The organism is Streptomyces sp. ST2-7A, from assembly GCF_021390475.1.
Lineage (GTDB): Bacteria > Actinomycetota > Actinomycetes > Streptomycetales > Streptomycetaceae > Streptomyces.
Genome location: NZ_JAJUWS010000019.1, coordinates 74823 through 96724 on the forward strand (window position 1 = coordinate 74823; position 21902 = coordinate 96724).

Sequence of the window (21902 nt, forward strand, 5' to 3'; positions counted from 1 at the left end):
CTGATCGGAGACCGTCATCGTGACCACCACCGCCGACCCCACCGCCCACGCCACCGCGCCGGCCGCTGCTGCCGGGCCGGGCGACGAGGCCCCCCCCACGCCCGCCCCGTACCCCGGCACCCCCGCGGCCGGGCCCGCCACTGCGCCTGCGGGGATCGACCCGGAGTACGTCCGCCGCCTGGAGGAGCAGCTCGCCGCCACCCGCCAGCAGACCGGCGTCCCGGCGGCGCTCGCCGCCCCGGCGAACCCCCCGACCATGTCCGCCCCCCGCCCCACACCCGCCCCCGCGCCCGGGCCGGAGAAGAAGAAGCTCGGGGTGCCCGCCGGCCCCATCCGGATCTCCGCGGTCCCCACCGAGGAGAGCCAGGAGCGCGAGCTGCTCTTCGTCCTGGAAGAGCCCCGGTACGCCGCGGACGGGGAGCTGCTGCGCGACGAGGACGGCAACGTCCTCACGACCGACCGTGAGGTCACCATCCCCAGGAAGATCCCCGCCGCGGTCGCCTTCCGGATGATGGGCGACATGTACCGCTCCGGCGACTACGCCGCGATCTACGGCACGCTCCTGGGCCTCCTCGGTGAGGAGGCCATGCAGGCCCTGGAGTCGGCCGTGGGCATGGACTCCGAAAACTTCCGCAGGGTGATGCGGATCATCGAGGTCAAGGTCGGGGCGGCGGCCAAGCACCTGCTGGGAAACTCCTGAACCGCGCCCACCAACTCGCATGGGTCCACGAGGACTTGGGCGCGGTGGACGCGGACTTCCGGCGCTTCTACAACTGGCCGCCCGACTGGGGCGATGGGATCGCGGAGGGGCGCTTCCCGCCGGGGATGTCCGGCGAGCGGTTCTTCACGCTCTGCGAGCTGCTGCCGTTCACCGAGGGGACGGCGGTCCGTGGCCTGGCCCAGTACAGGGCGGACAGCAAGGCCAACTCCGAGCAGCGGGGCACCGAGGCGGGCGGGCGGGTGGAGAGCGCGCCGGCCCGGTATGGCGGCCCGGGCCCCGGCACCGCCGCACCCCCCACACCCACACCCGCAGGCGGGGGTGAGGTCGTGCCCGCCGAAGTAGCGATCGCCCACCCCGGTTTCGCCGGCGACTCCTACGGCACCCCCCCGGCCATCGGTGTCTACCGCAAGCGCCCCCGCAAACGCACCCCCCGCTCTGCCCGCACCACCCGCACCGCCTGACCCCGTTCCCCTGGAGGGCCCGTGAGCACGATGACCGGCCGCGGCTTCCGCATCGCCTCCGCGTATGTGGAAGTGGTGGGTCAGCCGCGCCGCGAGCAGATCCGCCGCACCGCCGAACACGTCGGCCGGGACGCCGGACGGGCCTACGCGGGGGGGTGGGCGCGGACCTCCACGCAGGGCGCGCAGCAGGCCGCCGCCCGCGTCGGCCGGGACGCCGGGCAGGCGTACGCCGGGGGGTGGGCGCGGACCTCCGGGGAGGGCGTGCAGCGGGCCACCACCCAGCACCTCACCTCGGTGCAGCGGCAGCAGCCGCAGTGGGGCAGCAGCGGGCAGGCCGCCGGGTCCTCCTACGCCCGCGGCTTCTCCTCCCACTCCCGGCCCGGTGTGGAGCGGGCGGTGGAGGAGACCGCGACCGGCGCCCGCCGGGATGCCTCGGGGCGGTTCGTGTCGGCTGGTGCCGCGTCCGGGCAGGGCTTCGCGGCGGGTGCGGCCGGGGGGATGGGGGGGCTGTCGGCGGCGATGCAGCCGGCGCTCGGGGGGTTCCTCGCCGCGGCCGGTCTGGTCGGCGGCAGCGTGCTGTCGCTGTCGGGGGATTTCGAGTTCGCCATGTCCGCCGTGCAGGCGGTGACGGGGGCGACGGGCAAGGATTTCGATAAGCTCACCGACCTCGCCAAAGAGATGGGTCGGACGACTCAATTCTCTGCGGCTGAGGCTGCGGCGGGTATGGAATTCCTCGGCATGGCCGGCTGGAATACCGAACAGATTTTGACCGGCCTCCCCGATGTCCTGCAATTGGCGGCTGCGGGTGGGATCGACCTCGCCTCCGCAGCGAACTACACCTCCAACATCATGTCCGCGCTCGGCATGGACGTGGCGGAGACCGGGCGCGTGGTGGACGCCCTCGCCAAGACCGCCGCCTCCACCAACACCAACGTGTTGGGCCTGGGTGACTCCGCGGCCCGTATCGCCGGCGCCGCCAAGTCGGCCGGCTGGTCGATCGAGGACATGACCGAGGCCCTCGGCTCCATGGGAGACGTCGGCATCGCGTCCGAGGTCTCGGCCACCTCACTCAACAGCATTCTCGGTGACCTGATGGACACCGGCTCCAAAGCCTCCGAGGTGTTCACGAAATTCGGGGTGCAGGTCAAGGATTCCAACGGCAACGTCCGCAACTACACGGATATCGTGGCGGACGCGAAAGACGCCGGCATGGAATTCAACGACATGACCGAGGCTTTCGGAAAGGAGCACGGCCCGAAATTCGCCCAGACCCTTGGCCTCACGCACGAGCGGCTGGCCGAGATCAAGGAGGCCACACACGACACCGCCGGCGCAGCGGAGCGCATGGCCGCCGTCCGGATGGACAACTTCAAGGGCCAGCTCACCTCCGCGTCCTCGGCCGCGCAAGGGCTCGCGATTGCCATCGGCGACATGGGCATCCTGTCCTTCGCCACCACGCTGATGGCGAAGTTCGTCGGGGTCCTGCGCGGCGCGACCGACATACTCACCCGTCACCAGGGCGTCATCAAGGTGGTGATGGGTGTGCTGCTGCCGTTCGCCGCGGCGTTCGCCGCCGTCATCGCCGGCGCCCTGGCGCTCAAGGTCACTCTCGCGGTCCTGTCCGCGGCGTTCGCGTTCCTCCTCTCCCCGATCGGCCTGGTCGCCGGGGCCATCGCCGGTATCGCCACCGTCCTCGTCCTGGCCTGGAAGCGCTCCGAGCGGTTCAGGACCGTGGTCACCGGGGTGTGGGAGCGGGTGCAGGAAGCCGCCGGGCGGGTCGTGGACTTCTTCCAGGGGCGGGTGGCGCCGGTGCTGCGGAAGGTCTGGGACCGCATCAGCGGCAAGGCCGTCGAGATGGCCCGCCGCTTCGCGGAGAAAGTGTGGCCGCTGGTCCAGAAGGCCATCCCCTACGTGCAGGCCGCCGCTGCCCGCCTGGCCGACTTCTTCCGCGACCGCGTCGCACCCGCGCTGCGGGCGGTGTGGCCCCGGGTGGAGAAAGACGCCAAGCGCCTGTCGGACTTCTTCGAGGGCACCCTCGCCCCCGCGCTCAAGGACCTCTGGCCGCCCGTCAAAGAACTGGCGCGGGAGATGGTCGACTTCTTCGAGACCTCGGTGTGGCCGGCCATGGGCGAGGGCTGGAAGCTGCTGAAGGAGGCCGCCCGCGCCGCCGTCGCCGCCCTGGGCGAGCTGTTCGGGGGGCTGGCGAAGGACGGGGAGTCCGCCGGGGATGTGGTGCGGCGCGTCCTGGGAGGCGTCAAGGACAGCCTGCGGAATCTGCGGGACAACGTGCGGGAGATCATGCGGCAGGTCCGGGAGATCTGGGCCGAGCACGGGGAGCGGATCCTGGAGACCGTGGGCGCCGCCTGGGGCCAGGCGCTCGCCACGATCTCCTACATGCTCAAAAACCTGATGGTGGTGGTGAAGGGCGCCTGGACCATCATTTCCGGCGTCGTCACCGGCGCCCTCCAGATGATCAAGGGCGCCATTCAGATCGTCACCGGCGTGATCTCCGGGGACTGGGGCCGGGTCTGGGACGGCATCAAAAACATTTTCGCCGGCACCTGGAAGCAGATCACATCCATCCTCAAGGGCGCCTGGCAGATCATCTCCGGCATTTTCACGAACATCTGGAATTTCGTGACGGGGATTTTCAAACGCCTCTACAACTGGCTCGTCGGCAACAGCCTGATCCCTGATCTGGTGAACGCCGTCATCGCGTGGCTACGGCGGATGCGGGACCGCGGGGTGGAGTTGGTGGCGATGATGCGGGACTGGGTCATCGACCGGGTGCGCGTCATGCGCGACCGGGCCATGGACGCGGTGCGCGGGCTGCGGGACCGGGCGATCGAGACCATGACGAGCTGGCGGGACCGGCTGCGGACCATCGCGGGGGACGCGCGGGATTGGGTCATCACCCGGGTACGGGACCTCCGCGACAAGGTCACCGGCGCGCTGGAAACCATGCGGGACAAGGCGATTTCCGCTTTCACCCGGGCGAAGGACGGCATCAAGACTGCCTGGGAAAAGCTGGAGGAGGTCGCGAAAGCCCCCGTCAGCTTTGTGATCAACACGGTCTACAACGACGGCATCCGGAAGTTCTGGAACGCCATCGCGGGGAAAATCGGCCTGGGGAATCTGGAGCGGATCTCGGGGTTCGCGGCCGGTGGCGTGGTGGACCTGCGGCGCGGCGCGCACCTGCCGGGCTACTCCCGGACGGATGACACGCTGGCGATGGTGCGCTCCGGTGAGGGCGTCCTGGTCCCCGAAGCCGTCCAGGCCCTCGGAGGGCCCGGGTTCATCCACGCCGCCAACGCCGCCGGTTCGCGGGCGGGGGAGCTGCGGGGGTACGAGCGCGGCGGCATCATCTCCAAGATTGGTGGCGCCGTCGGAGGGTTCATCGACAAGGGCAAGGGCTTCTTCTCCGAGGGCTTCGTCAAGGCTTTGGATGCGGTCACCGGTCCCATCATCACCGGCCTGAAGGAACTCTTCGGCAGGGAGGGCTTCCGGGGGCTCCCGACGCGCCTGGTGGAATTCCTGGTGGGCCGGATCAAGGGCTGGTTGGCCCCGAAAGCCGGGGAGTTGGAGGGCGGCTCGGGTCGGAAGGTCGCGGACATCGCCCGCAAAGAAGTGGGGTACCACGGGCGGCCGAACAAGTTCACGCGGGCGCCGGGGATGTGGACCGACGAATGGTGCGGGATGTTCGTCGACTACATCTTCAAGAAGGCCGGCGCCCGCGCGGCGCTGTCGAAGGTCGCGAACACCCCTGCGGTGCGCTCCTACACCGGTCTCGGGAAGACCTCCCTCGCGAACTCGAAACCCGGCGACCTCGCCCTCTACCGCGGGGACACCGGGCACATCAACATCGTCACCGACCCCGCCAGCAGGGAGACGGTCGGCGGCAACGAACGCAACAACCGCGTCGTCAAGACGACCGGCTACGTCAACTCGGCCTCCTCCATCCGCCGCCCCACCGGCTTCGCCGCCGGCGGCGTGGTCGACGCCGAAGACGTACGCCGCGCCGGGGGCCTGGAGGACCTGCGGCGCATCGTGTGGCAGGACCGCAAGGAAACCGCCACCAGCGCGCTGGACGCCGCCATGCGGGCCCGCAGGGAGCTGTTCTCCTCACCTCCGGGGACGCACGACACCGGCGGGATCCTCCTCGACGGGCACGCCGGCATCAACCGGAGCGGGGCTGCGGAGATGGTGCTCACCGCCGCGCGCCTGGATGCCTGGGCGCAAGCCACCCGCGGCGGCAGCGGCGGCACCGGCGGCGGGGTGACGTTCACCGGGCCGATCCACGTGACCGTCCCGGCCCGGGACCTGAAGGACATGCAGGACGTGGTCGCGTTGTTCGAGAAGCTGCCGCAGGTCGCGCGCAGCCACGGCGCGCGCAGGCGAGAGGGGATGCCGTGACCAGACACCACCACCCGGACAGCCAGGCCGACCAGGCGGGTCGGGCCGACCGGCCGGGAGGCACCGGGGAGGAAGCCCGTGTGGCTGCGCAGCGCGCTGCGCGGCAGTGGGAGGACCACCCGGACCGGGACATGTCCGGGCGCCTGTCCTGCACCGACCGGGCGGGCCGTACCGGCACCATCGGCGCCGTCCGTGAGGCCGGGGACGGGGCGTTGCTGGTGTGGGCCGGCCCGGCCGTGGGCGAGCCGGCGTTCCGGGTGATCGACCCCACGGGCGATGACCCGCTGACCGCTGCGGCGCTGGCCATGGCCGGAGAGACGGAGTCCGCACGGTGACCACCACCCTCGTCCTGGGGCACTCCTCGGACGGCTACCTGGAGTCCTCCCACACCACCTACGCCACCGCGCTGTCCGGGGCGAACCTCCTGGCGCCCGGCGCGGGCCTGCCGTTGATGTTCGTCGGGCAGTCACTCGGCTCGGGCGTCCGCTACGTCTGGCAGTCCTTCGTACGGGTGGACTGGGTGGCCAGCACCACGGCGACGCCGGTCGCGGCGTACGTGCGGATGACGAACAACGCGGTCGCCGGCACTTCGGTGGCGCGGGATCTGGAGCTGCGGGAGTACAACTGGGGCACCACCCTCACGACCGCGAACTGGCGGACGCCGGCGCAGCTCGCCGCGCTGTCGCTGCGCGGCCGGGTCGCCGGGGCGCAGCAGGCCGGGTCCCTGGTGGTGCGCGCCGGCCTGGACCTCGGGGAGGTGGAGTCGACGGCGACGCGCCGGTACGTGGTGTGCTCCAGCCGCAATCGCGCCCAGCAGGCACCGTCGGGCACGGAGTGGAACAACCTGCGGCAGTCCATCACCGGCAACGCGGCGGGGCAGCGGGTGGCACTGCTGGTCACTGCCACGACCCGGCACGTCATGGACCTCACCCTCGCCGCCCAGGTGCAGCTCTCGGACGGCACGCACGTGTATCTGGAGCAGCTCAACCCGGGGCCGGAGATGGGGCAGTACAGGGTGTGGCACGCCGACACCGGCGGGGGCGCCACGATGGTGGCCGCCATCAACGCCACGGCGGACCGGCGTGGTGCGCAGAGCCACACCCTCGCGCGCGACGCGGACGACAACCTGTATGTGCTGCACCAAGCGAACGGAAACCACCGCATCAACGCCCGCGCCCTGATCAAGGGCCCGGGGCACTCGTGGTCGCTGGGGGTGCAGCGGACGGCGGTGCTGCCGGTGTACGACGCGCCGGTCAATCAGGTGTCCGCGGCATGGCATCCGCAGGGCGGAGGAGCCGGGACGCTGGTGGTGGTCGCCGCGCACCGGCCCGGCCCCAACATCGGCACGCAGATGCCCTATGCCTTCCTGTCCTGTGACCACCTGCTGACCGGTGCCGGGGCGCTGCTGCGCGGCTCCGGCGACGCGGAGGGCCGCCTGGTGGCCGGGTCTGCGCCGGACGGCTTCAACAACTACGCGAACGAGACCGGGACGCTTCTTGAGGTGGTGGCGGCGGGGCCGGGTTCTGCGCGGGGGTGGGTGATGTCCACTGCGCAGCACCAGGTGCTCGGCACCAACGCCCGTCAGTCCCTCGCCCGCTACGTCCTCAACGCGGCCGGCGACGGATTCTCCTCGATGGCGCGGACCACCGACTCCGTCTCCGGGTACAGCGTGAAGGACGCCGACGCCAAGAGCCGGGTGCTGCCGGTCTCCGACAGCCAGTTCGTCACCGTCAACGCCTCCTCCACCACCTCGGCCGGGTTGACGGTGAAGCACCGGCAGAACACCGGCACTTCCGGCGAGTTCGTCGTGCTGGCCGACGTGAGACTCGCCGCGGAGGGCATCGTCTCGATGCCTGCGGCCGGGACGCTGGCGACCTCCCCGGCGTGGGACGCGGTGCACGACCCGGCGGCCAACCGCGTGTGGATCTACTACACCCACGCGTCCGCGCCGCTGCGCATCATGCGCACCCACGTGAACCTCGCGACCGGTCAGGCCGGACGGGACGAGGTGGAGGTGGAGGACCTGTCGGGCCCGTGGGCCGGGTACACGCTGCGCTCGATCCGGGTGCACCGCGGGCCGCTGGTGGGTCAGCAGGTGCGGCTCGGCATCGGCCTCCAGTCCGGGGCGTCCCACACCCTCATTCACGCGGACGATTGGCTGAATCTCCCCCCCGAGCAGCCGCTCCTCGAGCCGGTGGCGAACTTCGACGCCACCAATGCGGTGACGTTGCGGTGGGAGTTCCGCGACCCCAACCCCGGCGACAGCCAGTCCGCGTATCAGGTGGAGGTGTGGGACGACGAGAGCGACACCCTGACCCACGACACCGGCAAGACCGCCGGCGCCGTCGGGGAACACGTCCTGGCCGGAGGGACGCTGCCCAACGACGCGTCGTACCGGTGGCGGGTCCGCACCTGGGACGCCCTGGACGTCGACGGGCCGTGGTCGGAGAACGGGTTCTTCGCCACCAGCGCTTCGGGCAACACGACCATCGTGTTCCCCGCCACGGACAACGACCCGTTGGCGACGGGGGATGTGGTGGTGCAGTGGGAGGTGTCCGGCGCCACCCAGGACCACTACCGGGTCCGCGCCGTCCGCACAGCGGATGAGGTCGTGCATTCGGATACCGGGTGGGTTCCCGGCACCGCGACCACCCACCTGGTCACCGGCCTCGCCTCAGAGACCGAGTACCGGATCGAGGCGACCGCGCGGGCGAGCGGCGTCCCTTCCTCCACCGGCACGCGGCTGGTCACCCCGGACTACACCTCACCCATGGAGCCGGTCATCACCGCCGTCCCCGTGCCCGGTGAGGCGCACATCCGCCTGGAGATCGCCAACCCCACCCCCGGCGAGATCGTCGCGGGGCCGGATGGCACGTTCGCCGATGGCACGACCACCGGATGGGAAGTCGTGCCCGGCGGGGCCGGGACGTTCGTGGCGGACGGCACCGAGGCGTGGGTGGGGGACTACAGCGGCCTCCTCACCCCCTCCGGCTCCCCCGCCACGGTGGGTGTGCGGCCGGAGGAGGGCCTGCGTGCGGAGGTGACGGGCAACCACCGCTACACCCTCTCCATGCGCCTACTGCGGTCGGCGGCCGGGAGCGTGCGGCTGGCGGTCGACTGGTACGACGACACCGCCACCCTCCTCTCCACCTCGACGGCCGACGTCACCGCCGACACCACATGGGAACTGCACGAAGCGACGTTCTCCGCGCCACCGGGCGCGGTGCGCGCCGGATACGGGCCCACCCTCATCTCCCCCGGCACCACCACCCTCCACGTGGATGCTCTGGTGCTGCGCACCGCCACGGATGTTCCCCGGCCCGGCGAGGTCGCGATCCTCCGCGCCCCCATCGACCGGCCGGATGAGGAGGTGCCGGGCGACCGGTACGAGGAGATCGCCCGGATCGGGGCGGACTCCTCGCACCGGGACTACCTCGCCGCATCGGGGCGCCGGTACCGGTATCTGGCCCGGGCCATCGCCCCCGGCGCCACCGCGGACAGCGCCCCCGCAGACGCGAGCGTGGCGTTCCTCGGGGTGTGGATCCACGATGCCCGCAGCCCGGAGGGCACGATCCGCCAGTACCTGTACGGCCGGGCGCAGCGCTCGGATTCCGTGCAGGTGGGGCAGGAGCAGCGGCACTACGCCGGGCGCCGGAGGCCGGTCACGCATTTCGGTGAGCACGTCACCGAGGAGTGGCAGATCACCATCGATGTGCCGGAGGGCCCGGGCCGGGAAGAGACCACGCGGTCGCTACGCGGCTGGCACGGGCTGCGGCTGCCGGTGGTGGTGCGGGACAACCGCTCCCGGGTGTGGATCTCGACACTGTCGGGGTTCGGGGTGTCGGATGAAGTGTGGGGGGACCAGGTCGCATTTGTTGCGACGCGAGTGGACTCCGATCTGCCGGGGGGTGAGGGCTGATGCAGCCCCTCGTCCCCGCGGTTGGTCCGCACAACCCGCGCGGCGCTTCGCGGGCCGAGGTGCTGCGGGCCCTGCGCGCCGTGGGTGGCACCAACCGCATGAGTTTCCGGTACGAACTGCTGGACCGCAACGACCAGAAGTTGCGCGACCTCGAGGAAGTCGAGGACGGCACGGTGTCGCTGAACAACCTCGCCGTCATCAAGAGAACCGCGACCTTCACGATGCGGGCCGGCGGCGGCCTCATCGACTGGCTGTCGGACCGTATCCAGCCGTGGGCACGCCTCCACCTCCCCCCCTACGGCCAGGACGACTTCGTCGAGTGGCCGCTCGGGGTCTTCAACCTCGTCACACCCACCAGGGAAGTCGATGACACCGGCACCGTCTGGCGCCGCGTCGAGGGCTACGACAAACTCCAGATCCTCGAAGAGGACCTCATCGCGGCGCGGCTGTCCACCGAGTCCCCGGAGCTGCTTCTAGTGCGGGACAGCTTTCTGCGCACGATCACCGGCACGTGGGGTGGCACGCCGCAGGGCATCGGGTGGACGGTCAGCGGCGGCGGCGTGGCGAGCGCCACGGAGTGGGGCGTGACCACCGCGGGTGGCGGCTACGCCTACGCCACTCTTCTGGCCAACCCCCAGACGGTCCGTTTCCACATCCCCTGGCGCCGGTCCGCGGATGCGGACGTGCGGGCCACGGTGACGGTCTCGCAGACTGCTGCGGGCGCCGCTTTCCTTCCGGCGATCCTGCTGCGGTACCGGTCGATGACGGACTACTACCGGCTCCGGGTGCACTTCAATATCACCGGCACTCTCAGTCTGTCGGTGGCGGATCGGGTGACGCAGGTGGGGGCGACGGAGGCTACGGGCCTGTCCTACACCCCCGGCACGATGATCAATGTGCGGGCGCGGATCATCGGGCAGACCATCACTGGGAAAATTTGGCCGGTGGGGACGCCGGAGCCGGAGGAGTGGGGGATCGAGCGGACGGTGGAGTCCGCTGACCCCCTCACGCAGGGCTGGATGGGCCTGACCGCCTCCAGCTTCACGGGGAACACCAACAGCAACCCGCAGATTCGGTACGGGAGTTTCGAGTGGGACGGTAATCCCGTGCGCCTGGTGACCCTCACCGTGCGGCGGGTGCTTCAGCTTGCCGGGGTGTCCTCCCACCGCATCACCCCTTCCGAGGAACGGCTGACGACCGTCCGCGAATGGGAGCCGGGCACCAGCCATCTGGCGATCGTCAACGAACTGCTGGACGCCATCGCCTACCGCTCCCTGTCGATCGACGAGTACGGTGCGGCGGTCGCCACCCCGTACGTGCCGCCCGGCGAGCGGCCATCCGAATACGAGTACCTGGATGACGAGGTGTCCGTGATGGAGGAGGAGGCGACGCAGGAGCGGGACCTGCACGCCATCCCCAACCGGTGGGTCCTGACCCGCAGCGAGCCGGACGAGCCGGCCATCACGGTGACGTACACCAACTCCGACCCCGCTTCCCCCACGTCCACGGTGCGCCGGGGTCGGGTCATCACCGACTTCCGCGACCAGGAGGACGCCACGAGCGAGTCCGCGCTGATCGAGCGGGTCGCAAACCTCGCGCAAGAAGCGACTCAGGTGTACGAGGCGATCGAGTACACCACGGCCCCGATGCCGATCCACTCGCATGACGATGTGGTCCGGGTACGGCGCGACGAACTCGCCTTGGACGGGAAATTCTCCAGCCACACGTGGGATCTGGAGCTCAGAGCGGGGGGGCAGATGCGGCACCGGGCGCGGCGGGTGGTGTCCCTGACCGCCGGTTCCGACCCCTCCATCGTGGTCGGAGACGTCACCGTCACCGGCGCCGTCGAGGCCGGGAACTGGCGTACCGGCACTGCCTTGGTGAGCCCGGTGCCGAACACCCCGACATCGGTGGCCATCACGGGGCTGGGGCTGGCGGGGACGGGGCCGGTGCGGGTGCAGGTCACCCCGGAGACCGCCGTCCCCGGATCAACGTTCCGGGAGGCCGCGGTCCGCAACCCCGGTCCCGACGGGTTCGTGCTGTGGTTCTTCCGCACCAACGCGACGAACACCAACCTCTTCTGGCTGGCGATGAGGGGAGCATGACGTGACGACGGTGATGGAGCACGACTACCGCATCAGCGGGGCACTGTCGGCGGGGAACATCGCGCGCGGGGTGGTGGCGATCACCCCCGTGTCGGGTGCCCCGACCTCGGCTGCGGTCACCGGCCTGTCCCTGGCGGGGACGGGGACGGTGCGGGCGTGGGTGACGCCGATGACGACGGTGCCCGGCACGCTGGTCGTCGAGGCATCGGTGGCGTCGGTGACGACCAGCAGCTTCACCGTGTGGATCTTCCGGAACTCCACCGCGACGACGTCCGTGCAGTGGCTCGCGATCCGCGACCGCACATGAGAGGGCGAGAGGAAGGAGGTGGTGCGGGATGACTGTCATCGACGGCGACTTGATCGTCACCGGTGCCCTGACTGCGGGCAACATCTTCCACACGGTGGTGCGGGTGACGCCGGAGCCGGGGGTGCCGACGATGGTGGAGGTCACCGGCGTCACTCTGCGGGGGCGGGGGGCGGTGCGGGCGCAGGCGACCGCGCACACCTCCGTGCCCGGCACCAGGGTGGTGGAGGTGGCCGTGGCCGCTCTGTCGGCGACGGGGTGTCAGGTGTGGATCCACCGCACCAACAGCGTTGAGACGAATATCAGTGTCCTGATGTGGAGGGAACCGTGAAGCACACCGAGTTCGAGGAGCAGGCGGAAGAGTTCCGGGAGGAGATGCTGGTACAGCAGAACCTCCCGGAAGGGGAGCGGGCCTACCCCGAGAGCACGGAGGAGTGGCCGCACATCGACGCGGTCGCGACTTGCCGCACCGAGGGGTGCCCGGTGGAGGGACAGCCGTACCCGGTGAGTCTGCCGGTCCCGGTGAACGGCATCTACCAGGCCGTGTGCGGGCGCTGCGGGCAGCAGCACACCGAGTTGATCGCCGAATTCGACGATGGACCGGTGAACCTCGCGCCCCCGCCGCCGCCTCCTCCGCCGCCGCCCACCGGGCCGGGCGAGGGTGAGCCGGGCGAGGAGGGGCCGCCGCCGGATAAGGAGGGGGAGGACCCCGGCCCGCCGCCGGAGCCGGAGGAGCCGGGCCCGGGGTGGCCCGGTCCGCCCGGTGGTGGTGAGGAGGACTCCACCGAGGACCACCAGCCGTGAGGCAGGGACCGGACGGGCTGCTGACGACGATCGCCGGGTACGTGGATGCTTCCCGGCAATCGTCGTCGGCAGACCGCCCCAACCGCCTGGCGACGGTCGACTACGCCCACGACCCGGAGGGGCCGTGGGCGCGTTCCCCGCGGGTGGTCTTCGACGGTGAGTCAAGGGTGACGGTGCGGCGGTGGCCGGCGCTCGCGCCGTACCGGCCGCAGCCCGGGGACCGAGTGCTGATGCTTCCTGCAGGGGGGCGGGGGTACGTCATCGTCGGCACGCTCGACGAGGCCGTGTCGGATGTGCAGGTGGTGGTGAAGGGCGAGCACCAGCAGACCCCTGCGTCGTCGACTGCGCTGGTGGATGACCAGGAGCTGTATGTGCCGGTCGCGGCGCGGGCGACGTACCGGGTGCTGCTGGCCTGTGGGGTGCGGGGGGCGAACACTGGCGGGGGCAACGTGAAAGTCGCGTGGTCGGTGCCGTCCGGTGCGCAGGGCGTGCGGTGGGTCCTGGGCCCGGGGCTGGGGTCGGGGGGCAGTATCGCCGGGGGGACGGCGATGATGCAGACGGTCGGGGCGCCGTGGACCGCGGAGCGGGACTACGCGAGTGAGACGGGGAACTCCGCGAGTGTGGTGGAGCACGGGGTGCTGCGGACCGTGGCCGAGGGTGGGTGGTTGCGGGTGCGGTTCGGGCAGCGGGCCTCATCCGCGACGGTGTCGGAGATGCGGGCGGACTCGCTGTTGGAGGTCCGCCGCGTGCGATAGCCGTGGTGCGATAAGGGGGGGTTATCAGGGGCGGGGGAATGCGTCCACGGCGGCTTGGATGAGGCCGAGGAGCGCGGCCATCGTGGTGAGGACCACGATGACGGTGACGGCTGCGATGGCGAGCTGCTGGCGGACGGGGCGGTCTTCCCAGCGGGGTTGGGGGACGGGGGTGGGGCCGCCCCACTTCGTGCGCCCTCGCCGGGCCGGGCTTCGCCGGGCGGCGGGGCGAGCCGGGAGGTGGGGCATGGGGTCGTCCTCCTGGTCGTCACTGTCGCCGGCGGGCTCCCGGCCGGTTGCGGCTTGGCGGGCGCGGGTGGCGCGCGTCTCCAGTTCCGCACGCGCGTCCCCCCACGCGATCGCGACGGCGGCTTCCCAGTGGATCCGGTCGGGGGACGTGCCGGGTGGGAAGTGCCGTGCGATCTCTTCCTCGAGGTGGGGGATGCGGGGGTCGGATCGGTGGATGAGGGTGCGGGCGCGCAGGTGCACGCCGGCTTCCCCGATCCCACCCGGGTCCAGGTTCGGGTCGGTCATAGGGGGGTGACGTCGACTCGGGTGATCCGGGCGGTGGGCAGGAGCATCATCCCGCCGTCCCCGGTCTCGAAGGCGGCGAAGCGTGGCGCGGCGGGGAGCAGCACGGTGTGCTGCTCGTCGAGGGCGATGGGCTCCATGCGCTGCTCCAGCTTGGAGGCGAGCCACTCTTCGAGGGTCTGCTCGTCCGACTCGCGGGTAGTGACGTCGAGGGTTTGCGTGCCGGTGTCGGTGTGGAAGACGACTTTCCACTGCCGCTCGGTCCCCTGGCCGTCGCCGTCGTCGTGGTGGTCGGGCGCGCCATCGCCGTCGGTGGTGGGGTGCTGTTCGGCCACGGCTCCTCCTGCTGCTGCTGTGCGGGGGACGGTGTCGGGCCCGCCCCTGGCCGGCTGCGACGGCGCGAGGGGCGGGCCCGGCTGGTGCCGGCTCACCGATGGTGGCCCCCGGGGTGCCGGAGCCCCCATCGTAGGCCCGGAGAAGAGGTCAGCGGAGAGGGCCGGTCCACCACACCGTGTCGCTGCTGTTGACGGTCAACGAGAACGTCAGCTCCTCGCCGTCCTCAACCCGGCAGGTCGGGGCCCAGGTGACTTCGCCGCCGGCGGGGACCATGCCGGGCCACTCCGTGGTGATGCCCTCCCACGTCTCGTATTCCGCGACCTGCCCGTCGACCACGCACTCGCGGTAGACCGCATCGAGGGGGATGGGCTGGTTGCCGGGGTTGGTCATGGTGATGGTGAGGAGGGCGTGGTCGGCGTCGCCGTCTGTCCCGAAGCCGGAGCCGTCGACCTCGGTGTTGGGGGTGAGGATGCGGTCGAGGGTGACGTCGATGGCGAGGGTGAGGCCGTCGGAGGGGTGGAGGGTGTGGGTTTGGCCGAGGTCGGTGACGGCTGCGCCGCCGGTACTGCCGCTGTCGTCGTCTCCGTCGCCGGGGCCTTCGCTGCCCGCGGTGCCGCCGGTGTCGCCGGCGCCTCCGGTGGCGGGGGGCTCGGGGGTGCCGCCGCCGCTGCTGCTGCCTCCGGTTCCTGCGGTGTCCGCCCCGCCGGTGTCGCCTCCGTTCCCATCGCCCCCGTCCCCGTCGCTGTTGTCCCCGCTGCCGCAGGCGGCGAGGGTGAGGATCAGGGCGGCGGCGGTGGCCAGGGTGCGGCCCCTCCGCACGCGGGCGCGGGTGCGGGCGGGGGTGCGGGTGGTGGTGTGCATCGGTACTCCGTTCGGCGGGTGAGCGGTTCGGGACCGAACGTAGACGGCCCCGCCGTGTGGCGGGGCCGGTGTGACGGGGCTGTGACCCGATCGCCGGGTCTACTGGCGGGTAGGTCTTGCCCGCCGGTGGACGGGGACCACCTCTACTCGTAGGTAACCGGGCCGGGCGGGGGCGTGCGGCGCAGCGCCGCGTCCCAGGCGCCGGGCCAGCGCCACCCGTGGACCGCGCGCCGGGCCAAGTACATGGAGCTGACTACCTGCATCTGCTCCTCCCAATCCGGCAGGGGGTTGTCGGACGCCTCGTTCCAGCGCCGGCGGTAGTAGTCGTCCGCCCTGCGGTACGCGAAGTTCGCCCGGGCGGCCGGGAGCTCGTCTCCGGTGGTGCTCGCGAAGACCTCCCCGCACAGGTCCCGGTACAACTTCCGGAGTCTCGGTCGCTGTTCGACGTCGGCGAGCGCGCCCAGCGCGGCGATGAGGGCGTCGCGGCCTTCGGCGAGATCCTCGGCCAGGTGGCCGGGGAGGCGCTCGGTGGTGGCGATGCGGGTCACCGGTCGTCACCGGTGGGGGTGTGGCGGGCGCGGCGGGCGGTGATCGCCTTCCACTCCTCGTGCGCGATGGCGGCGGACCGGTTGGCCTCCACCATGGACTCGTACTCGGGCGTGTGTTCCGGGCCGTCGGGCGGGGTGAGCGGGGAGCGGGGCGGGGCGGTGGGCTGGGTGTTGGCGAGTTCGGCGAGGCGGGCCCGGTGGACGCGAGCGGCGTGCTCGTGCTCGGGGCTGCCGGGGTAGGGGGCGAAGTAGGCGAGCGGGTCGGTGGGGCGGTGGGCGGTCGGCGGGTTGTAGGCCATCGGGGTTCCTCTCGGAGTGGGGTTGGACCGGCTGGTAGGTGTCTCCCGCCGGTAGGGCACCGGCACTTCTACCGGCCGGTAGGTCAGGCGAGGACGTAGATCTGCGCGTTGGGGTGAAGAGCGCACGCGTCCCGAAGATCTCGCAGGTACTTCAAGGCACCCTCGTAGCTCCCCCAGCCGCTCTGCGGGCTCATCTCCCGGTAGGTGTCCGGGTCGGTCTCCATGGCGGCGATGCCCTTGCGGAGGACGTCGAGGGCGTCACCGGCGCGGCGCTTCGTGAGGTCGCGCAGCGGGTGGCCGAGGGCCTTGTCCCACATCGGGGCGACGTTGGCCGTGTAGTCGCCGACTTCGGCGACGCAGACTTCCTTCGGCTCGGGGCCACCGGTGGAAACGTAGGCGTGCAGCGAGATGTCGTAGCTCATCGTTTCTCCCGAAGTCGGGGTGGTCCGTAGGGGGATTGCCAGGCGGGGCGCCCGTCCGTGTGCCGCGGGCCGGCGGGAGGGCGCTGCGGGCCGGTGAGGGTGCCGAGTACGCGCGCGGGATCGGGGAGGCGTTCGGCGGGGTCGGCCTCGGCCTGCATCAGCGTGGCGAGCGCCCGGGCGGTGGCGTCCACGGCCTCGGGGTGATCGTCCCCCAGCCAGCTGTACGGGTGATGGTGCATCTCCCGCGCGATGGTGCGCAGCTCCTCCGGCGGCCGGTTCTCCTCGCCCTCCAGCAGGCGGCGATGGGCGACCGCGTGGACATCGACTTGCGCCCAGCACTCCCGCGCCTCGGCCACGACCGCGCCCAGGACCGCTCTCGCCTGGTCCTCCGGCACACCGATGGCCTGCGCCTGCCAGAAGTATTTGTCGTGGTCGGCGCGGGCCTTGAAGATGCCGGGGTACAGGGTTTCGGCGAGGTGGGCCGCGAGTACCGCTTCGAGTTCGGTTCGGCGCCCGAGGTCACGGATGCGGTCCATGTCGGCATCGAAGACGGCGGCCATGTCGACGAGCAGAACTTCTGCCACTGCTATGGGGTCGGCCTCATCGGTTGCCATCGGGTGCCTCCTTCAACTGGTTGGCGAAGCGGTGAAAACCGACGGCTGCTGCTGCGGCGGTGCCGGGCTCCGGCTCGATACCCAGCAGCTCGTACTCCATGACGGCGATGCGGAGGTGGTCCGCGTGCGGCCGGGATGCCACCGCGGCCTCGCGGGTTCGGAGGAGCAGGGTGTCCCTGGTGTGTTCCCACGCCATGGAGACCGGGCGCAGGGCGCGTCGGGCGGAGACGAGGAACTTCACGGCCAGGCCCACGAACAGGGCCAGGCCCAGGGTGAGGGGGACAGCGAGGGGCAGGAGATCAGCGGTCACGCCTGTCCTCTTCCGTTGGGAGGACGACGACCCGTTCGGCGCCGACCCTGTCGCACAGCTCCTCGATCGGGTTCCGGTGCTCCCAGACGCCGGGCGGGAGGGGGAGAACGGGGACGGTGGTGCCGTGCTCCTTCTCGGTGGCGAGGAGCCATGCGTACAGGTCAGCCGTGTCGGTGGTCTCCGGCGGGGTGACGCTGGCCAACTGGGGGTGCTGCTCCAGCAGGGCGGGCGCGCAGGCGTCCGTGGCGCGGGGGAGCTGGTGGGTCATGAGGTCCTGGCCGGTCATGTGGCCGAGGATGCGGTAGACGCCTCCCATGTGGTCGTGGCTCAGCAGGCGGCCGGTGGTAATGGACAGGACATCGGCGAGAGGCATGTCCTCGGACTGGGTGGGGGTGTTCATGGGTTCATCCTGCCGTGTGGGTGGTGGGTGTGGTGTGGGTTCTGCGGGCGCGGGCGCGGGTGAGTGTGCGGGTGAGGGTGCGGCGGATCGGCCCGGCCGGGCGCCCCGCGGGGGTGGGGGTGGGTTGGTCGGCGGTGTGGGATCGGTACCAGGCGGCGACGTCGGCCAGGCGGAAGGTGCGGCCGTCGTCGTCGGCCCGGGTGAGGCGGGCGAGGCGGGGGAGCTGTTCGGCGATGTGGGCGGGGGGCCAGGGGTGGCCGGGGCCGAGGGGGTCCAGGAGGGCGCGTATCGCCTGCCAGGCGTCGGGGTGGCCGTGGGCGGTCAACGTGCGGGCGGTGTCCACGAGGGTGTGGGGGATGGGTTGGGGTGCGGTGGCGGGGTCGGTGAGGCGGGCGAGGGCCACCGTGTCGGGGGGTTCGGGGGTGCGGCCGTCGCGGTGTTCCTCAACGGCCTGGTCGAGTGTGGCGCGGGCGAGGTCGGTGGTGTGGCCGGCTGTGTGGGCCCGGTCGTAGTAGGTGGCGGTGGCGGTGGCGGACAGCACGGTGCTCCTCGGAGGTGAAGGGGACGGGGCGGGCCCACCGAACCACTCGGGGCGGGCCCGCCCCGAGTGGTGGGTGTGGTCAGCGACGGCGCTGGTCCTCCTGGCGCTGCTGGTCGGTCTTCCACCAGCCGTCACGCGCGTCATAGATGGACGGGTGGCTGGTGGTCTGCTGGTCGGTCTGTTTGCCGAACGAGGCGGGGAGGCGCAGCATGTGCTTCTCGTGCGGGGGCTTCTTGTCGGCCATGATGTGGGGGCTCCTGCTCTCTCTCGGTTGGGTGGGTGGGGGTGTGCGGGGCGGCCGGCTTGGTAGGCGGGGCCGCCCCGCAGTCATGTGATGGGTCAGGCGCGGGTGGAGGTGGTGTGGATGACCTTCGCGCCGGGGTTCCGCTCGAGGGCTTCCTTCGCGACGGCGCCGGCGACGCCGTCCTGGCCGCAGGCGTTGATGTCGAGGGCGGATGCGGAGTCGGTGACCCTGCGGCCGTCAGGGAGTTCGAGGGTGACGTCGACTCGGTAGGTGTCGGTGTTCTTCGGCACGGTGGGCTCCTTCGGTTGGGTTGGGGCCGGGCTGTCCGGCTCCCCTCCGCACCCCGCCCGGGGGTGCGGAGGGCGGCCGTCAGACCGTGTAGTGCCGGCTTGGTTCGGTGGGGTTGCGGTGGACGACCACGCCGTGTCCGATCTCCTGCCGGGCGGGGCGGGGAAGGCGCGTAGCGGGGGGCGTAGAAGGGGCTGCTACGGCCGTAGCAGCTTCCGCTACGGCCCGTGTGACCTGCGTAGATGTGGGTTCTTCGTATGCGGCTACGGCTGCTGCTACGGCAGGGGGGATGTTTTCGGGTTGGGGGCCTGCGACGGCTTGGAGGTCGTCTCGGTGGACGCCCCAGTTGGTGCCGCGGGGGGTGGTCGGGTCGAGGTGGCCGGTGGGGGTGTAGGGGAAGCGGGAGTAGCCCTTCACGGAGCGGCGGGTGGGGACCCCGAGGTGGGTGAGTTCTGCGGCCAGTCCTCGGGTGTCGATGGGGGGGTTGGCGCCGGCGGCGTTGAGGGAAAGGGCGAGGGTCTTGAGGTGGACGCCGGGGCGGTCGGCGGTGAGGTGCCAGCACAGGAGGAGGAGAGGGTCGATCCCTCCCCGCTCCTGGTCGTTGGGGGTGGTGTGGGCGTGGTGGGCGAGGGGCCGGTCGGCGCGGGTGCGGAGGTGCTCGAGGAAGCGGGCCCACCACCCGGCCGTCTGCTGCTCCGGCTGGTCGTCGTCGGGCTTCCCCGCGGGCGGGGTGGTCGAGGCGGGGTGGGGGCCGGGCACGGTGGAGGCCGGGGCGGCGGGGTGCTGCTCCCCCGCCTCGCCCGCGCCGGCCTCCCCCGGCTTCCCTGCCGGGCCGCGCGACTGCGGGAGGCCGATGAGGATCAGGAGCAGCAGCAGCCCGAGTGCGCCGGTGGTCTTGCCGAGGAACCCGACGCGGGCGAGGTACCAGAAGGGCATCGACGCGAGGAGGGTGGTCAGGGCGAGGAGCGGGAGGGTCATGGCGAGGTAGGCCAGGATCCGGCGCCCGCGTGAGGTGTCCTTGCTGACGGGGGTGAGGCGGCGGTAGTAGGCGGCCATCGCGCGCAGGGCGCCGCGGCCGAGGCGGGCGGCGCCGTCCAGGGCGAGGCGCACGGTCGTCGCCCCGACGTGGATGGTGGTGCGCAGGACGTGCCGGGGGCGTCGGGGCGGTTGCTCCCCCGCTTCCCCGCCGTCGGCGTCGGGGGCGTCGGGGGCAGTGTCGGGCACGTCGGGCGCCGGGGCGGCCGTCGGGCCCGCTGCCGGGACGGCACGGGCAGGCGTCGGGGCCGACGGCGGCGGGGCAGGGGTGGCGTCGGGCGCCGTGGCGTGGGTGGTCATGGTGTCAGCCGATCGTTCCGGCGAGCTGGGCGGCGACGTAGGCGACGGAGCCCCAGATTCCCCCGGCGGCGGCGAAGACGATGCCGCCGATGAGTCCCACCCAAGCAGCGGCGCGGGAGCGGAGGTTGACGAACCAGGCGACGGCGAGGACGACGATCGCGACGGAGCCCATGCCGATGTCTCCGAGCGGGCCCAGGCCGGAGCCGAGGCCGGCAGCGGCCAGGCCCTGGTGGATGAGGTCGGACAGCAGAGCCCAGGCGCCACCGGCGGCGGCCAGGACGTTGCTGGTCACGAAGCCCAGAAGCATGGCCAGAGGGGGCTTGATCTGGTGCTTGGCGCCGCTGCGGGTGCCCAGGAGGAGGATGACGAGGAGCGCGAAAGCGAGGCCGCCGGTTCCGAGGCTGCCGGTCCACTCGCCGTCGAAGGCACCGTCGGGGCGATCGTCGAAGAACATCGGCGCGGCGGTCGGGGCGGCGGCGAGGAGGGTGTGCACGATCTTTTCCTTCGGGGTCGGTTGGTCAGAGGTTGAGGTTGTTCCAGGCGGGGTCCCACAGGAGGCTGCCGAGGACCACCGAGGCGGTGGGGATACGGCAGACCCACGCGAGGGGGGCGGGCCACTCTCGGGTCGGGTAGGCGCACAGGAACCAGGTGGCTGCGGCGAGGAGGACGGCGAGGACGATGGCGCCGCTGATGCTGTGGCTGGCGGTGATGCTCTCCAGGGCTCGGGTGGCCAGGGCCGGGAGGGCGTGGTCGGGGTGGCCGAGGAGGGTGGGGAGGTTTCCGGCGGCGGCGGCGGACACGTAGTAGGTGGAGGAGCGGACGCGGTCCATGCGGATGTAGTCGGGGGCGGCTTCCTTGACGGTGTCCCAGGTGTGGCGGACGACGATCTGTTTGCTTTCGCGGGCGGCGTCGGCTGCGTCGGCCCAGTCGCGGCGGGCGAGGGCGAGGTCTTCGGCGAACGCTTCGCGTCGGGAGACGCCGTCGACGCCCGTCAGGGTGCCGTCGGGGGCGGGTGTCGGGCGGCGTCGCCAGGGGCGCCGTCGTCGGGCGCCGGTCTCCTCCCCGCCGGCGTCGTCCGTCGGGGTGTCGGTGCCGTCGGCCTGTCCCCCGTCGGGCCCCGGCGTCGTCGGGCCGCCGTCGTCGGTCTCCCGTCGGGTGTCGTCGTTGCCCGGAGTCGTCGGGTCGTCGGGTCGTCGGGCGAGGTGGCGTCGGCCGGGCGGCGGGCGTCGGGGGTGGTGTCCCCCGCCGTCGGCGTCGCTCTGCCGGCGGGCGTCGGGGCCGTCGCCCGCCGGGGCCGTCGGGGTGCCGTCGTCGTCGGGCGTCGCCGTCGCCCGGGCGCTGCCGTCGGCGGCGCCCGTCGCGGGCTTGGCCATCGGAACCGGAACCGGGGCCGGGGCGGGCGGCCGGACACCGGCGGGCCGGGGGCTGCGGGCGTCCTGGTCCTGTCCGGCGAGGAGGTCCTCGATCGGCTGCGGCCCTGAGAGGGAGGCCCGGCGGACCCGGCGGACCCCGGCCGGCAGCACGCCTTCCCCGGCCCCCGCGGGGGCCGGGGTACTCCCCTCCCCCGCACGGGCCGGGGAAGGGGAGGTGGGGGCTGCTACCTGCGGTGTAGCTGTAGCAGTGGTGCTGCTACGGGTGCCGGTGAGGAGGTCCTCCCAGGCGTCCAGGCCGTCGTGCGGGTGGGTGGTCATGGG

Annotated in this window: 25 protein-coding genes; 10 read left to right on the forward strand and 15 right to left on the reverse strand. The window is 72.0% G+C overall.

Going from position 1 to position 21902, the window contains the following annotated elements; genetic code table 11:
* Window positions 1–19: 19 nt before the first annotated feature.
* The 10 genes from LZF96_RS13705 (at window position 20) to LZF96_RS13750 (ending at window position 13482) form a co-directional block, all read left to right on the forward strand.
* The gene (locus LZF96_RS13705) at window positions 20–700 is read left to right on the forward strand and encodes a hypothetical protein (RefSeq protein WP_233871109.1); all 681 of its coding nucleotides are present in this window, start codon (window positions 20–22) and stop codon (window positions 698–700) included.
* A gap of 44 nt (window positions 701–744) precedes the next feature.
* Window positions 745–1182, forward strand: coding sequence for a hypothetical protein (locus tag LZF96_RS13710; RefSeq protein WP_233870999.1), 438 nt, complete (start codon window positions 745–747; stop codon window positions 1180–1182).
* Window positions 1183–1212: 30 nt separating this feature from the next.
* A complete protein-coding gene (locus tag LZF96_RS13715; RefSeq protein WP_233871105.1) occupies window positions 1213–5595 on the forward strand; it encodes a phage tail tape measure protein in 4383 nt (1460 codons plus the stop codon).
* Window positions 5596–5675: 80 nt separating this feature from the next.
* On the forward strand, window positions 5676–5930 hold the full coding sequence (locus LZF96_RS13720; RefSeq protein ID WP_233871002.1) for a hypothetical protein: 255 nt from the start codon (window positions 5676–5678) through the stop codon (window positions 5928–5930).
* On the forward strand, window positions 5927–9514 hold the full coding sequence (locus tag LZF96_RS13725) for a hypothetical protein (protein ID WP_233871004.1): 3588 nt from the start codon (window positions 5927–5929) through the stop codon (window positions 9512–9514). The genes LZF96_RS13720 and LZF96_RS13725 overlap by 4 nt, the downstream gene beginning before the upstream one ends.
* Window positions 9514–11619 (forward strand): hypothetical protein, encoded by a 2106-nt coding sequence (locus LZF96_RS13730; protein ID WP_233871007.1) that lies wholly within the window; start codon window positions 9514–9516, stop codon window positions 11617–11619. The genes LZF96_RS13725 and LZF96_RS13730 overlap by 1 nt, the downstream gene beginning before the upstream one ends.
* A 1-nt stretch (window position 11620) precedes the next feature.
* Window positions 11621–11926 (forward strand): hypothetical protein, encoded by a 306-nt coding sequence (locus LZF96_RS13735; RefSeq protein WP_233871009.1) that lies wholly within the window; start codon window positions 11621–11623, stop codon window positions 11924–11926.
* A 28-nt stretch (window positions 11927–11954) separates the two neighbouring features.
* Entirely contained in the window at window positions 11955–12254 is a 300-nt protein-coding gene (locus LZF96_RS13740; protein ID WP_233871011.1) for a hypothetical protein, read from the forward strand.
* Window positions 12251–12727 carry a hypothetical protein gene (locus LZF96_RS13745; protein ID WP_233871013.1) on the forward strand — a complete coding sequence of 159 codons (477 nt, stop codon included), beginning with the start codon at window positions 12251–12253 and terminating at the stop codon, window positions 12725–12727. Before LZF96_RS13740 ends, LZF96_RS13745 begins: the two co-directional genes overlap by 4 nt.
* On the forward strand, window positions 12724–13482 hold the full coding sequence (locus LZF96_RS13750) for a hypothetical protein (RefSeq protein ID WP_233871015.1): 759 nt from the start codon (window positions 12724–12726) through the stop codon (window positions 13480–13482). The genes LZF96_RS13745 and LZF96_RS13750 overlap by 4 nt, the downstream gene beginning before the upstream one ends.
* Window positions 13483–13506: 24 nt before the next feature.
* On the opposite strand, the gene LZF96_RS13755 is transcribed toward LZF96_RS13750, so the two are convergent.
* The 15 genes from LZF96_RS13755 to LZF96_RS13825 all read right to left on the reverse strand — a co-directional run bounded on the left by LZF96_RS13755 (window position 13507) and on the right by LZF96_RS13825 (window position 21899).
* Complete coding sequence (locus tag LZF96_RS13755) at window positions 13507–14013, reverse strand: hypothetical protein (RefSeq protein WP_233871017.1); 507 nt, start codon at window positions 14011–14013, stop codon at window positions 13507–13509.
* The gene (locus LZF96_RS13760) at window positions 14010–14345 is read right to left on the reverse strand and encodes a hypothetical protein (RefSeq protein WP_233871020.1); all 336 of its coding nucleotides are present in this window, start codon (window positions 14343–14345) and stop codon (window positions 14010–14012) included. Before LZF96_RS13760 ends, LZF96_RS13755 begins: the two co-directional genes overlap by 4 nt.
* Before the next feature lie 148 nt (window positions 14346–14493).
* A complete protein-coding gene (locus LZF96_RS13765) occupies window positions 14494–15207 on the reverse strand; it encodes a hypothetical protein (RefSeq protein WP_233871022.1) in 714 nt (237 codons plus the stop codon).
* Between the two features lie 143 nt (window positions 15208–15350).
* Window positions 15351–15755, reverse strand: a complete 405-nt coding sequence (locus LZF96_RS13770) for a hypothetical protein (RefSeq protein WP_233871024.1) — start codon at window positions 15753–15755, stop codon at window positions 15351–15353.
* Window positions 15752–16054, reverse strand: a complete 303-nt coding sequence (locus LZF96_RS13775) for a hypothetical protein (RefSeq protein ID WP_233871111.1) — start codon at window positions 16052–16054, stop codon at window positions 15752–15754. The genes LZF96_RS13770 and LZF96_RS13775 overlap by 4 nt, the downstream gene beginning before the upstream one ends.
* Window positions 16055–16137: 83 nt before the next feature.
* Window positions 16138–16476, reverse strand: a complete 339-nt coding sequence (locus LZF96_RS13780; protein WP_233871027.1) for a hypothetical protein — start codon at window positions 16474–16476, stop codon at window positions 16138–16140.
* Complete coding sequence (locus LZF96_RS13785; protein ID WP_233871031.1) at window positions 16473–17090, reverse strand: hypothetical protein; 618 nt, start codon at window positions 17088–17090, stop codon at window positions 16473–16475. Before LZF96_RS13785 ends, LZF96_RS13780 begins: the two co-directional genes overlap by 4 nt.
* The gene (locus tag LZF96_RS13790) at window positions 17077–17400 is read right to left on the reverse strand and encodes a hypothetical protein (protein ID WP_233871034.1); all 324 of its coding nucleotides are present in this window, start codon (window positions 17398–17400) and stop codon (window positions 17077–17079) included. Before LZF96_RS13790 ends, LZF96_RS13785 begins: the two co-directional genes overlap by 14 nt.
* The gene (locus LZF96_RS13795) at window positions 17390–17800 is read right to left on the reverse strand and encodes a hypothetical protein (RefSeq protein ID WP_233871037.1); all 411 of its coding nucleotides are present in this window, start codon (window positions 17798–17800) and stop codon (window positions 17390–17392) included. The genes LZF96_RS13790 and LZF96_RS13795 overlap by 11 nt, the downstream gene beginning before the upstream one ends.
* 4 nt (window positions 17801–17804) lie before the next feature.
* Window positions 17805–18341, reverse strand: a complete 537-nt coding sequence (locus tag LZF96_RS13800) for a hypothetical protein (RefSeq protein WP_233871040.1) — start codon at window positions 18339–18341, stop codon at window positions 17805–17807.
* 79 nt (window positions 18342–18420) lie between these two features.
* Window positions 18421–18672: a hypothetical protein gene (locus LZF96_RS13805; protein WP_233871043.1), complete on the reverse strand. Its 252-nt coding sequence runs from the start codon at window positions 18670–18672 to the stop codon at window positions 18421–18423.
* Between the two features lie 8 nt (window positions 18673–18680).
* Window positions 18681–18875 (reverse strand): hypothetical protein, encoded by a 195-nt coding sequence (locus LZF96_RS13810; RefSeq protein ID WP_233871046.1) that lies wholly within the window; start codon window positions 18873–18875, stop codon window positions 18681–18683.
* Window positions 18876–18954: 79 nt separating this feature from the next.
* A complete protein-coding gene (locus tag LZF96_RS13815) occupies window positions 18955–20208 on the reverse strand; it encodes a hypothetical protein (RefSeq protein WP_233871049.1) in 1254 nt (417 codons plus the stop codon).
* Window positions 20209–20212: 4 nt separating this feature from the next.
* Window positions 20213–20701, reverse strand: a complete 489-nt coding sequence (locus LZF96_RS13820) for a hypothetical protein (protein ID WP_233871052.1) — start codon at window positions 20699–20701, stop codon at window positions 20213–20215.
* Between the two features lie 25 nt (window positions 20702–20726).
* The gene (locus LZF96_RS13825; protein ID WP_233871055.1) at window positions 20727–21899 is read right to left on the reverse strand and encodes a hypothetical protein; all 1173 of its coding nucleotides are present in this window, start codon (window positions 21897–21899) and stop codon (window positions 20727–20729) included.
* Window positions 21900–21902: the final 3 nt, after the last annotated feature.